This window comes from Pseudothermotoga sp., assembly GCF_031962025.1.
Lineage (GTDB): Bacteria > Thermotogota > Thermotogae > Thermotogales > DSM-5069 > Pseudothermotoga_B.
In genome coordinates, this window is the sequence record NZ_JAVRKW010000007.1 from 25012 (window position 1) to 38265 (window position 13254).

Genomic DNA, 13254 nt, shown 5'->3' on the forward strand with positions numbered 1-13254 from the left:
GATCTATCGGCTAAACATTTCTTGCTGTATTTTCAGAGCTCTCTCCAGATCCATTTGATTCACGAGCTGTAAACGAAGGAGTATCTTTCCTATGGTTGCTCTTGTGAGCATACGCTTTTGAATGTTAAGTGCTTCGTTTAGTTCATCCTGAGTAATCGCATCTAACTGTACTAAAATTTCACCCAGGCGCATCGGTGGATAAATTTGTATGACTTTGCCACCACACTTCTGGCAATTCTTGTTTTTCTGGTATTCCAACGGAGCTGCCGAATAAGTTATCTCCCCGCAATTGAGACACCTGAATTTGTAAGCCATTTGATCCCCACCTGAGAATTCAGATATTTATACGACATGGCAATTGTGGCATACTATCCTGAAAATCTATTTAATAAATCCTGAAAATACATTGAAAATATCTTTTTTAACGTGCCTTTCTCAAAAACACTTTTATTTCGTCGGTAGAACCATTTAAAATAGCTTTGATTCTCTGGTAGATGTTCTGGGCGGTTTCTTCGGCAATTCCATTGATCAATACACCAATCTTGTCATCGGAAAGTACCTGAATATGATCGCTTTCACGAATCACCTGCTTTAGCTGTTGCATTACCTTTTCTTTTTTCGAATGGCACAGTTTGCTTTATATGACAACAATCCATCGATTCTCCAGATCGCCTTTGATTATGCAATCATACAACTGGGTCATTTCTTTTGACGGTTTGATTTGAAGTTCCTTGTTTAAAATCTCAGAAAATTTTCTGTACACCTTTACAGCTTCAGAAGGACACCCCTTCTTCAAGTACACTTTCATGAGCATAAATGCCGCCGTTTCGTTGAATGGATCATTAATCAGCGCTTTTCTAAGTACTTCTATAGAACTTGCAAAATCATTTTCTTGGATGAATATCTGTGCCAAGTCTATCAGGGCTTGTACATAAAGATCTTTGTAGTATTCTCTAAACTGTATAGTCCAGTCTTCATACAAATTTTCAACCATGAAATCACCTTTGTACATTGCCACCGCTTTCTCAAGAAATGATTTTTTGCTGGTAGAATCATTTGTTGATCTGGATAGCTTTATGAGATTTTCAAACTCATCTGCATCGCACTGCACTACTCCAGAAGGATCAAAACAATAATTCCCATTCTGGAATGTGATAAGGTCTTTGCCAAGAAAGGCTCTCAGCATATGAACTGTGCTCTGTAGATTCATCTTTGCGTACTTTTCTTCCATATCCTGCCAGAAAATCTCGCACAGTATCTCGTCTGATATATTTTTACGCCTGAATACAACAAAATATCTGAGCAGGTCCCGCGCTTTACGGGATTTGATCTTAGTCAAATCCAATTTTTCGTTTTCATTGTAGATTGAAAAACTGTTGAGAGTTAAAATTTTCAACATATCATCACCATGTAATAATTTTATCATAGATCATGGATTTAGATTATTTAATTTGATATAACAAATCCATAGTCTCTGAGATCAACCCACTCATTCTATGGTTTTAATATATAATCTGATTGAACAAAAGATTCACTATGACCTGCTATGTCATTGACAATTTTTGTCACGTCAGCGTGACAAAAATTTATGCTGTAAAGGTACTGAATGTGGATTACTGTCAAAGACAGTTTTCATCTGACATTGAGTTTGTGATTTGCATGTACTTAGATGTTTCGTGTATTATATTTGTGATACACAAAACAGGGAGGAGGAAAGAGCGCATTTTTCCATCTTGTATAAGATGGAGTTGGCTGCGCTGAAAGTTGATGAAAAAATACGTGTTTATACTTTTGGTGTTTCTGATGGTCCAAGTTTTTGCACTCGATATGCAAAATTCGCTGAACATTTACACACAACTGGTGAACCAATACATTCAAGGGGACTTTTCTCACCCATTTCTATCTCTTGTAGAGAAAGAATTGAATAATCTCTCTTTATACAGATATTACAGACTTTTAGTAGCTGGATCTGCTGACAAACGTGAAGCAATGCCTGATGTTGGAGATTATCTGGGATCGATTTATGATGTTGCCCAAGCCAGTAGTGAAGATGAACAGTTGGCATACAGCTTATTTCTTTCTTATCTTGTAGCACGCATGAATAGAACCAAACTGACCACAGACATTGTGATGAAAAACAACGGTTTTGTGAAATTTTTCAGTTCATACAGGGATCTTTTGAGCAAAGAAGCACGCACATTCTTTGCATGGATTATAAGTTACCAGATAGGGCTCTGTGAACAAAAACCACCTGTTGACGTAGAGCAATTAGAACATCTACAGGTAGATTATGTTTTTCAACCACCAGAAAATCTGGCACATTTAAAAGATTTGAGCCTGTTTTATTCTGACCCATCTGTTCAGCAAACACTTAAAGATGCTGTAAAAAGAGTTGTTGAAAACGTGACAAAAGATCCAAGCCGTGCATCGGCTCATATAAACAGAGAGGCGGCATTTTTAGCCAGAGATATTTCAAAACCTGTTACAACCTTTCAGTCTCAGATAGCTCAAAAAGTAATAGCCATTACGCCAAAGAACAGCAATATCTGGTGGATTAGGTTTGTTGTCTATGCTTTTGCAATAGCTATTGCGTTGAAGTATCGAAAGTTGATGATGGTAACTCTTTCTGCTGTGATGAGTTTTGAAGTTTTCTATCTAATTTATCTTTTTGATTTTCTTTCACCATCTGAATCGTTGTTCTACGGTCTTTTCGCGGTTATTGGTTTTTTGTTTGCAGTCTTTCTATTAATCAGAAAGAATTTGAAGAAAAAGGGATTTTTGGAATTAATCTTTTTGTGTGCGATTGTGGCTGTCTTTTTGATGCCATTTGTTTATAATTGCGATTCCCTTTCAATGGACAATTTTGGTCAATTGAAAGAATCTATCTACTACAGCGCGCTTAAAAGAGAACTTTTCCAGGACGAACTTTCAAAAATCTCTTATTTTGCCCGTTCGATGTCCTCGACACTCTATGTGAGTATGGATGAGACAAAAAAGGTATTGACAGAGTTTGTAGACGTGCTCAATAGTGCACAGAAACTGAAAGCCTTTGAACAGATTAGTATTCTACCATCGTATATCGATTTTTCCTATTCACTTGACTTTTTCAACAGCGACAATTTCGATCAGAGAATCAAGTTGTTCTCAGGACCATCAAAGGATCTTCAGTCTTACCTTCTTGATGAAAAAAGTAGAAAGTCGAATTTCGAATCGACCTACAAAAAGTTCTACGGTTATGTAGATAAGGTCATGACGTTCTCGGCAAAATACCTTAGAGATGATTTTTCAGCTTATCTAAGAGACCTGTTCACAGTCAAATATCCCATTCTGTCAAGTTTATTGAAAAGAATTCCATTTGATGCATACAGCAATATACAGAGCACAAAACCTGATATACCTGTAAACAGAGAAAAAACTTCGGCTTCGATAGCTCTGGGTATCATGGTTGTGTTCATGTGCATGATGATTTTCAACAGCAAAACATCGCTGGTACCATCTGTGATTCTGGCAGGTTCTGCAATCTTCAAATGGCTATCCATGAAAGATCTTATGGTCTTTGTCGAGCAGGGTATACCAGTTTTGAAAGTCAGTGTATCAGGGTGGATTAATCCTGGTATATTTATTATTGCGGTAGTACCTGTTTTCATCAATCTGTATAAACTTCTCAGAAAGGGGGAAAAAGTTTTATGAGAAAGGTGTTAGTAGCTATTTTGCTGGTGGCGGCTGTAGTTTTCGCACTGGGTTTCAAGGTGATCATGGTCACTGACATTGGTGGTTTGGGCGACAAATCCTTCAACGATGGAACCTGGGAAGGTGCACTGATTGCCGCAAAGGAAATTGGCGCAGAAGCACAGGTCATACAGTCTTATGAGCAGGCTGATTACATTCCAAACCTCACAAAAGCTGCTCAGCAGGCTGATGTAGTTTTTGCAGTTGGTTTTATGATGACCGATGCCCTTTTCAAAGTCGCCAAACAATTTCCCAACACGTATTTTGTCGGAATAGATATCACACCACCTGAAGGGCAATCACTGCCAAATGTTGTCTGCTATATCTTTAAAGAAGAGCAGGCAGGATTCTATGCCGGTTACATCGGTGCTGCAATGACTGCGACAGGTAAGATAGGTTTTGTCGGTGGTATTCCCATTCCACCAGTTGAGAGGTTCCGCTATGGTTTTGAAACTGGTGCAAAGATCTACTCCACTTTGCACAAGAAAAAAGTCGAGGTTCTGAGAGGATACACCAACGACTTTGAAGATCCAAAGAAAGGTAAAGACCTCACGCTGGCTCAGTATGCACAGGGTGCGGACATAGTCTTTTTGGCGGCAGGTGCCTGCGGTAACGGTGGAATAGAGGCTGCAAAAGAGAAAATGGTTGCTCTTGTTGGCTCCGACAAGCTCGTAGATATAATCGACTATTACATGAAAAACAAGAAAGGCTACTTCGCAATCGGTGTTGATGTCGATCAGGATTATATGGCTCCCGGTGTTGTGCTGTGCAGTGCAACCAAAGGCATCTCTTCAGCAGCGTATTACGGTGTAAAAGCCGCCTGGGAAGGGACTTTCGAAGGTGGATTGAAAGTACTGGGTGTAAAAGAAAATGGTGCGGGTGTAAGCCCGATGAAGTACACCAAAGGCATGATACCAAACTCAGTTATAGCAGAGCTTGAATACCTTACAAAATTGATAAAAGATGGAAAACTCACTATACCAGATACCGAAGACGGTTTGAAGGCTTTCCAGGTTCCTTCAATAACTTTTCCATTCTAAAACTCAGGGGGCTTCATGCCCCCTTTGAATTTGGAGGATTCGCTGTGGAAAAAGCCGTTGAAATGATTCAGATAGTTAAGCAATTTCCAGGGGTACTTGCCAATGATCATGTGGATATAACTATTTTCAAAGGAGAGATACATTCAATAGTCGGTGAAAATGGTGCCGGTAAAACCACGCTGATGAATCAACTATATGGCTTATTGAAGCAAGACTCGGGTGAAATAAGGATATTCGGGCAGAAGGTCAATTTCAAAGGACCCCGAGATGCTATAGCAAAGGGAATAGGCATGGTGCATCAACATTTCATGCTGGTTAACAACCTCACCGTAGCCGAGAATGTCGTCCTTGGTTCTGAAACAACCAGAGGAATCATCTTTGACCTGAAAAAAGCACAGAGAGAAGTTGAACAGCTATCGAAATCTTATGGGCTGCAGGTTGATCCAACGGCGAAGATAGAAGGACTACCCGTAGGTATGCAGCAGCGTGTTGAAATTATTAAAACACTCTACAGAGGCGCCGAAATTCTCATATTAGATGAACCAACAGCCGTTCTCACTCCACAGGAAACCCAGGAGTTGTTTTCAATCCTTAAAAAACTCAAAGAAAATGGAAAGACCATAATATTCATTTCACATAAATTGAATGAAGTCATGGAAATAAGCGACAGGATCACAGTTATGAGACAGGGTAAAGTAACAGGCGTTCTGAACAAAAACGAGACAAATGTGAGAGAGATAGCCAGACTCATGGTGGGAAGAGACATAGTGTTCAGCGTTCAAAAATCACCAGCAAATCCATCTGATGTTGTACTCAAAGTCGAGAATCTGTGGGTGAAAGACTACAGAAAACTGGATGCTGTAAGGGGAGTGAGTTTTCAGGTCAGAAAAGGCGAGATATATGGAATAGCTGGTGTGGCTGGGAACGGTCAATCTGAACTGATAGAGGCTTTAACCGGTCTGAGAAAGCCTGAAAAGGGCAGGATATTCTTGATGGGTGAGGATGTGACCGGTAAAACGGTGAGAGAACTGCGCGAAAGGGGTATGACCCATATCCCTGAAGATAGACATAAGTACGGTTTGATCCTACAGTATCCGGCCTATTACAATATGATCCTTGGCAGGCACTACGTACCACCATTTGCGAAAGGGGATTTTCTTGATCACAAAAAAATTCAAGAGTTTACCGCAAAGGTTTTCTCACAGTTCGACGTGAGACCGAACAATATCAAGATGCTGGGAATGAATTTTTCCGGTGGAAATCAACAAAAGCTGGTCGTTGCTCGAGAAATAAGTGCGCAACCAAAGCTGATAGTCGTCTCTCAGCCAACGCGTGGCCTTGACATTGGTGCAACGGAATTCATACACAGAGCCCTGATAGGGCTGCGGGATAGTGGAGTGGCTGTGCTTCTCGTGTCCATGGAACTGGACGAGATCATCTCTCTGAGTGATAGAATAGCCGTTATGTACAACGGGCAAATCATGGGAGAAGTTGATCCACAGCAGGTAACTATCGAGGAAATAGGTTTGATGATGGCTGGTCACAAACTCGAAGAACTCAGGAGGGTGTAGAGATTGAACAGCAAATTCTGGGCTTTTGCGGTACCGATTTTTTCTGTGATAATAGCGCTTTTGATATCTTCTGTTGTCATCCTTCTAATTGGTCAGAACCCGATAGTCGCCTATACTGCACTGTTTAAAGGTGCATTTGGATCGAAACTGGCAATAGCTTCAGTGATCATCAAAACCACACCTTTGATTCTGACTGGGCTTGCCGTCGGTTTTGGATTCAGAGCAGGACTTTTCAACATAGGTGCAGAAGGTCAAATGGTTATGGGCGCGATGATTGCAACAGCCTTTGCAATAAACATAGCCTGGATGCCTTCAGTTTTTGCAATACCTCTCACAATGGTAGTTGGGATGGCTGCTGGAGCTGGTTATGCTGCTATAGCTGGTTTTTTAAAGGCGAAGACGGGTGCACATGAAGTTGTTACGACAATCATGCTGAACTGGATAGCGGAGTACTTGTCGAGTTATGTTGTAACTGTGCCTATGGGGGTTGGCTTTGGAACTCCAAAAAGCCCTGAAATAGCCAATTCAGCGAAACTTCCACCGCTGATGACTGTACAGGCAACGGAATTAACTTCAGGGATCGTCGTTGCAGTTATTGCGGCGATAGCGATTTACATATTGCTTGAAAAAACGACAAAAGGTTATGAACTCAAAGGGACGGGGTTCAACCCGTACGCGGCTGAGTACGGTGGAATCAAAATTTCACAGAACATCGTACTCGCAATGGCAATAAGTGGCGCACTTGCCGGTCTTGCGGGTACCTTGGAAGTCATGGGAGTTCATCACAGATTTCTCGGTACGCTATCGGGTGGTAAGGGATTCGATGGAATCTCAATTGCGCTGATAGGGCAAAACAATCCCATAGGGATAATCTTTGCAGCACTGTTGATGGGTTCGTTGAGAACAGGATCGAACGAGATGCAATTTGTGGGAGTACCAAAGCACATCATTTTGATCGTTCAGGCGATCATTATTTTCTTAGTCGCAGCAGATAGAATTGTGAGAACGATGTTGATAAGAAAAAAGAAGGTGAAAGCCTCATGAGAGTTCTTACCGCGATTTGGGAGATTTTTACAAATCCGGCTTTTTACAAACTAACACTGACAGCTGCAACACCATTTATTTTCGCTTCGCTTGGCGGTGTTTTTAGTGAAATAACTGGTGTCGTGAATATAGCCCTTGAGGGAATCATGTTGATGGGGGCTTTTGTGTCTATTGTCTTCACCTCAATTACAGGAAATCCATGGATTGGCGTTCTGTTTGCCATGATTGTCGGACTTGGCATGGCTTGGCTGCATGCCTGGGCGAGTATAAAATGGAGAGGAAATCAGATTGTCTCTGGTACAGCGTTGATACTCCTTGCTCAGGGTGTAACAGGCTTTCTAATGGAACCCATCTTTGGCAGACCGGGGCAAACTGATATCGTGGGAAAGATTCCCGAGCTGCGCATACCTTTTTTGATGAAAAACGATTTTCTTGCACAGTCCATAGGTGAGTTAAGCCCGATGATATACCTTGCTTTTGGATGCGTTGCGATAGCATGGTTCATCATATACAAGACAAAACTGGGCTTGAGAATGAGGGCGGTCGGTGAGAATCCAGAAGCGGCTGATACGCTCGGCGTAAATGTCTACATGATAAGGTATTTTGGAGTTTTGATGAGCGGTATCATGGCATCTCTGGGTGGAGCTTTTTTGAGTGTTGGAGAGGTCGGTAATTTCAGAGAATTGATGACGGGTGGACGTGGATTCATAGCTCTGGCAGCTATGATCCTGGGAAACTGGAATCCCATAGGAGCAATGTGGGCAAGTTTGCTGTTTGGCTTTTCCGAGGCATTTGCCAATCAGTTGCAGAGCAGTCCAGTATTGCACGTGGCTTCTTCAAGTAAGCCTTTGTTCAACATGTTCCCGTTTATCGTAACACTGATCGTCATAGCCGGATTCATAGGTAAAACCAGACCACCTGCAGCAGATGGTGTACCTTACGAGAAATGAGGTGATAGAGTGAAAAAAACCTTCATCTTGTTGGCTATACTTTTCACCTGTTCAGTTTTTGCAACTGACTGGGTAATTGGTGGTGGTGTAGTTTTCTGGAACATAACAGGATGGAATCTGTCTGGTGGGTTGATCGACAACTCTTATTCGATCGATGCTGGATTCGATTTTGATCTTGCCAGAACCATAGAGGGCACAACCACAAACCTGTACAATCTTGAGGTGTTGGGGAAAATACCGTTGTACAAAATTTCAAACATGGCTTTTGGACCTTCTGTTGCTATGATGTATGGCAATTTTCCATCTGATTCTTCAACTGATACCACTTGGAAGTTCTCTTTTTCTGCAGGAGTATTTGGTGAGTTTGAACATGAAAATCTGCTTTTGTGCTTTGGTTTTTTGTACCCATTTGGCAGTAATTTTGATTTTACAAAGGCGGTTTATGCCTCTGCAAAGTTTTTTGTAACTCCGCCAAGAAATTTCATCGACAAACTCTTTTTGAGCCTGGATCTTTTAAATGGCAGAGTGAGATTTATGGTTGGGCTTGTTGAACCTTTTTAATACCCTCGAATCGTATTCTGTCATTTTGACTGACTTTTTGAGCAAAGCTGACCGGCATGTCGTTTAGAAAGATTTTATAGTCTGTAATGCCGTCTGTTTTCAGATCGACCTTTGCAAGAACATCTGCGACGATAGGCTGCCATAGTGAACACTCTATTTCCATTCCTTCTGTCAACTCTGAGTCTACAGAAGCATATTCACCATTCACAAGAACTACACTGTTCACAGGAGATAGAACGACTTCTTCGTCGTTGAAGAAGACTCTTATCGGTTCGTACTCTGGTAAGACGTCTTTTATCTTTATTCTGCGCGTTTTAAAGGTGAATTTTTGTTCTTTTTCACCATCTTCAATGCTTTTGAGTTCAAAAAAGACCTTTTGAATCGTTTTGCTTTCGCCGTTTATAGAATAGTTCACAAAACCGGTCTTTTCACTGATCATCTTTCTGATCTGCTCAGCATCTGGATATTGAACAGATATCCTGTCACCATCTTTGATTGGATGGTCTAAATTTTCTATCAGTTCACCGTTGATCGAAATTCTGGGCCAGAACCTTGCAAATTCTTGCTGGTCGACTTCAACGATTATTTGTTTTACAAAATCTCGAACCTTTGGTTCAACGGGTTTCTCATCCTCATTGCGCTTTACAACTATTTCATCGCCATTTCTAACAACATGGTGCAGTGGAACCTCTACTCCGTTCAAAAAAGCCTTCATACCACCCAAGATCTTTGCTGGTATCATTCGGGTCTCACCGTTGACTTCAAAGACGATTGCGTTTTGTGGTACGCCAAAGATTTCTGTGAATTTGAAGCCTTTTTGGATTAAAAGCTGCAAGATACTCTGGTTTTGGCCAATTTTAATCAACCTCATTCTTTCACCATTTAAGGTCACTGTGTCGTATATACTGCCAGAGCTGCGCGTGCTTATGTAGGCTATGCCGGCAAGTGTGACATATTCGCTACCTTTGAAGTCTTCTCTCAAACTTTTGATCCTCGCTAATTCCTCAACTGTTCTCAGTGCAACTCTTTCTATTGGTAAATCGAGTGCGCGTGCCAGCTCATCCTGAAGGTATTTCAACTTTGCACCTCCACCGACTAGAAACACGGCACTCGGTCTGGTGAGATTGAGTTGCTTGATTTTCTCGGCTATACTTTTTGCGATCATCTCTACGGTGGGTGAGATCGCTTTCAAAACAGAAGATCTGTCGACAACTATTTTATTACCTGTTACATCGACTGTTTCAAAAGACATCTGATCGTTGATGGCTCTTTTCACTTTTTCAGCCGAGAGAAAATCGAGCAAATAGGTTTGAGCGACAACTTCGGTGATCTCATCACCAGCCATGGGAACCATGTCATACCCAACTATTGTTCCACCCTTTGCCACTGCGATATCACTTGTTCCAGCACCGATATCAACCAGCGCAATATTGAGTATCCTCAGATCATCCGGCACAGCTATTTCCAAAGCCGCCATGGGCTCGAGCGTCAAAAAAGAAGGTCTCAAACCAGCTCTGTGCAATGCAGCGATCATGGCATCAACGACCTGTACGGGTAAAAGCGCGGCAACAATACGAACATAGAGCTTTTTTCCTCTGTGACCGACCAAGCTTTTTATCCATAAACCATCAAGCCGGTATTCTATAACTGAATATCCAACACAATGCAGCTCAGAGCCGCTCTCATCACTCGATGGAATCTGAGATACAGCCTTCATTTCAAGTTCTTTAATTGTATCTTCATCGATCAGATCTTTTGAGAAATCCATCTCTGCTTCGAGAACCACCGTTTTGAGAAATCTACCAGCTACTGCAACTGCAACTTCATTCAGTTTCACTTCGTTTCTCTCTTCAAGTCTTTTTTTAACTGTCTCGATGACTTTTGCAACACCCTTTATGTCATGTATCTGACCATCGAGCATGTTTCGCGCAGGATGCTCAACTGTCTCAAAATCCAGAACATTGAGAACATCATCTTCAATATAACCGATCAAGCCGGCTACCTTTCTTGTTCCAACATCAAGCGCAAAAATCAAACTCACACCTCCACGACAGTTACCCCTGTACCACCTTCAGCGGGTGTACCAAATCGGTATTTTTTCACTCTGCCATCGCGTCTGAGTATTTCCCATATTCCGACGGCAAGCCTGCCCGTTCCCTTTCCGTGAATCACATAACCGATCTTGAAATCAGATAAGATCAATTTGTCAATGAAATCTTCTATCACCGGTTCAGCTTCATCCACTGTCAATCCACGCACATCTATCTCTGGTTTACCCAGACCATTGAAGGTACTTTTGAAGTCAACTGTCAATGACTCTCTTTTTTCTGCTAAAGCTCTCACCAAGGTCCGAGGATGTGCTTCTATTCTTATTCCATTGAAATCAACGACGAATTTTTCACCCTTTGTACCTACAATCCTTCCGATAGCCTGACCATTTTTAAGTCGTACGGTATCTCCCACCGACAGAGGTTCACAAACCTGATCTTTTACAAGTTCCAGTTCTCTGACAGTTTTTGACTGCTGTTCGAAAAGCTTGGCTGCCGTTTTGAGCGCATCCAGGTCCTGATTCTTCTTTCTGACGTTATTGATAGCTTCATCGATCTGTTTTTTCATCTCCTTTATCTGGTTATAAGTTTTTTTCAGTTCTTCATCGAGCTCTTCTATCTTTTTCTTTTTAAGCTCATCGTATTTTGCCTCGTACTCTGCCTTTAACTTTTCGATTTTCGCTTTCTCGTTTTCTAATTCCTGAATCTTTTGACGGAGCATCGCAGTTTGTTCCTGGTATTTTTCAATGGTTTTCTCAACGTTCATGTATTCCTGTCCAATGAATTCTTGAGCCTGTTGCAAAACGGATTCATCAAGTCCAAGTCTTCTTGCGATCTCAAATGCATGAGAGGCACCGGGTACACCCATCAAAATGCGAAAAGTCGGCTCAAGAGTTTGCGGGTCAAATTCAACAGAGGCGCTCACAAGTTTTTCATCACTTGCGGCATAGATTTTAATTGGTGTCAGATGAGTGGTGATGACGAATTTGCAACCAGATTCTTTGAGTTTCTGTATTATAGAAAGCCCTAAGGCAGCTCCTTCGACTGGATCGGTGCCTGATCCGAGTTCGTCGAGTAAAACGAGTGTTTGTGGATCGGCGATCTTTAATGCCTTGATGACATTCACTATGTGAGATGAAAAGGTGCTCAGATTCTGCTTGATGTCCTGCTCATCACCGATATCGACTACGATCTTTGAAAATGCAGGGAGCACGGAGTTCTCATCACACGGTATGGGGAAACCTGACATCATCATGGAACAAAAAAGTCCAACGGTTTTGAGCGAGACAGTTTTACCACCTGTGTTCGGTCCAGTCAATACCAAGCCGCATTTGTGGCTTGGAAGGACAATATCGACTGGCACGACCTTTTGTTTTTCAATCAATGGATGTTTAGCCAAGATCAATTTTATTTCCATCTCATTCGATGGGTATATCACATGTGCATCATAACGGTGTGCAAAAACAGCTCTCGCATACAGACTGTCCAGATGAGCCAGAGTCGATATGTCCTGCTCTATCTTTTCTATGCGTTCAAGTACACTCAAAGTGAGATTTCGCAGGATTTTGTTTATTTCCTCCTGCTCTTTTTCTTTCAGTTCTTTCAGTTCATTGTTCAGAGAAACGAATTCCTCGGGCTCAACAAAGTAAGTTGCAGCCGAAGAAGAAACGGAATGAACTATGCCTTTAATTTGCGATCTGTGGGTTGCCTTTACGGGAAAAACATGTCTGCCATCCCTCAAGGTTGCGATGGGTTCTTGCAAATACGTTCTGTTTGTGTTGACAAAGCTTTCTGCCTTTTTTCGAAGTTGTTCCGACAATCGTCTGTATTCGATTCTCAGTTGTTTCAATCTTTCTGATGCGCTGTCTCTTATTGATCCATCCTCAGACACACACCTGTGTATTTCAAAGATGATTTCATCATGTACTGTAAGAGATCTGGCAAGCTCTTTTATAAAACCACTGTCCTCAAGATCTGATATGTTTTTCTTCACTGTCTTGACAATTGAAAGAGCACTTGAAACCCTGAGCAGTTCCTCTGGTTCAAGAATCTGAGCCTGTCTCACTTTGCTGAGTATCTGCTGGATGTCGATTTCAGAGAAATTTGAAGGAAATATCTGCTGCTCGCTCTTGACGAGTTCAATCATTTCATCAACCATTCTGAGCTCTGAATGGGGATTATCGACAGGCTTCAGGTTTCTGAGAAACTGTTTTCCAACATCACTGAGAGCGAATTTCTCTATCAGGTCGATCACTCTATAAAAATCGAGTTTTTCAAGGCTGTAAACTTCTATTTTCCAAGCACCTCCATT

11 protein-coding genes are annotated in these 13254 nt (G+C 41.6%); 6 read left to right on the forward strand and 5 right to left on the reverse strand.

The window, feature by feature from the left end:
- Positions 1–3 precede the first annotated feature (3 nt).
- From AC4E92_RS06860 to AC4E92_RS06870, 3 genes are all read right to left on the reverse strand, one after another.
- Positions 4–315, reverse strand: coding sequence for a cyclic di-GMP-binding domain-containing protein, MshE-related (locus tag AC4E92_RS06860; protein ID WP_490239853.1), 312 nt, complete (start codon positions 313–315; stop codon positions 4–6).
- 106 nt (positions 316–421) lie between these two features.
- Positions 422–604: a hypothetical protein gene (locus AC4E92_RS06865; RefSeq protein WP_490239854.1), complete on the reverse strand. Its 183-nt coding sequence runs from the start codon at positions 602–604 to the stop codon at positions 422–424.
- Between the two features lie 33 nt (positions 605–637).
- Positions 638–1396, reverse strand: coding sequence for an AfsR/SARP family transcriptional regulator (locus AC4E92_RS06870; protein WP_490239855.1), 759 nt, complete (start codon positions 1394–1396; stop codon positions 638–640).
- A gap of 368 nt (positions 1397–1764) precedes the next feature.
- Here AC4E92_RS06870 and AC4E92_RS06875 point away from each other — a divergent pair, with 368 nt between their 5' ends.
- The 6 genes from AC4E92_RS06875 to AC4E92_RS06900 are packed head-to-tail and all read left to right on the forward strand — an operon-like array spanning position 1765 to position 8895.
- Positions 1765–3690 carry a hypothetical protein gene (locus AC4E92_RS06875; protein WP_490239856.1) on the forward strand — a complete coding sequence of 642 codons (1926 nt, stop codon included), beginning with the start codon at positions 1765–1767 and terminating at the stop codon, positions 3688–3690.
- Complete coding sequence (locus tag AC4E92_RS06880; protein ID WP_490239857.1) at positions 3687–4769, forward strand: BMP family lipoprotein; 1083 nt, start codon at positions 3687–3689, stop codon at positions 4767–4769. The genes AC4E92_RS06875 and AC4E92_RS06880 overlap by 4 nt, the downstream gene beginning before the upstream one ends.
- Positions 4770–4813: 44 nt before the next feature.
- Positions 4814–6340: an ABC transporter ATP-binding protein gene (locus tag AC4E92_RS06885; RefSeq protein WP_490239858.1), complete on the forward strand. Its 1527-nt coding sequence runs from the start codon at positions 4814–4816 to the stop codon at positions 6338–6340.
- 3 nt (positions 6341–6343) lie between these two features.
- Positions 6344–7384 (forward strand): ABC transporter permease, encoded by a 1041-nt coding sequence (locus tag AC4E92_RS06890; RefSeq protein ID WP_490239859.1) that lies wholly within the window; start codon positions 6344–6346, stop codon positions 7382–7384.
- Positions 7381–8334 carry an ABC transporter permease gene (locus tag AC4E92_RS06895; protein ID WP_490239860.1) on the forward strand — a complete coding sequence of 318 codons (954 nt, stop codon included), beginning with the start codon at positions 7381–7383 and terminating at the stop codon, positions 8332–8334. The genes AC4E92_RS06890 and AC4E92_RS06895 overlap by 4 nt, the downstream gene beginning before the upstream one ends.
- Positions 8335–8343: 9 nt before the next feature.
- On the forward strand, positions 8344–8895 hold the full coding sequence (locus AC4E92_RS06900) for a hypothetical protein (RefSeq protein ID WP_490239861.1): 552 nt from the start codon (positions 8344–8346) through the stop codon (positions 8893–8895).
- Here the strand turns inward: AC4E92_RS06900 and AC4E92_RS06905 are convergent.
- Together AC4E92_RS06905 and AC4E92_RS06910 are read right to left on the reverse strand one after the other, a co-directional pair.
- Complete coding sequence (locus AC4E92_RS06905) at positions 8867–10936, reverse strand: cell division protein FtsA (RefSeq protein WP_490239862.1); 2070 nt, start codon at positions 10934–10936, stop codon at positions 8867–8869. The genes AC4E92_RS06900 and AC4E92_RS06905 overlap by 29 nt on opposite strands.
- Positions 10933–13236 carry an endonuclease MutS2 gene (locus AC4E92_RS06910; RefSeq protein ID WP_490239895.1) on the reverse strand — a complete coding sequence of 768 codons (2304 nt, stop codon included), beginning with the start codon at positions 13234–13236 and terminating at the stop codon, positions 10933–10935. Before AC4E92_RS06910 ends, AC4E92_RS06905 begins: the two co-directional genes overlap by 4 nt.
- Positions 13237–13254 lie beyond the last annotated feature (18 nt).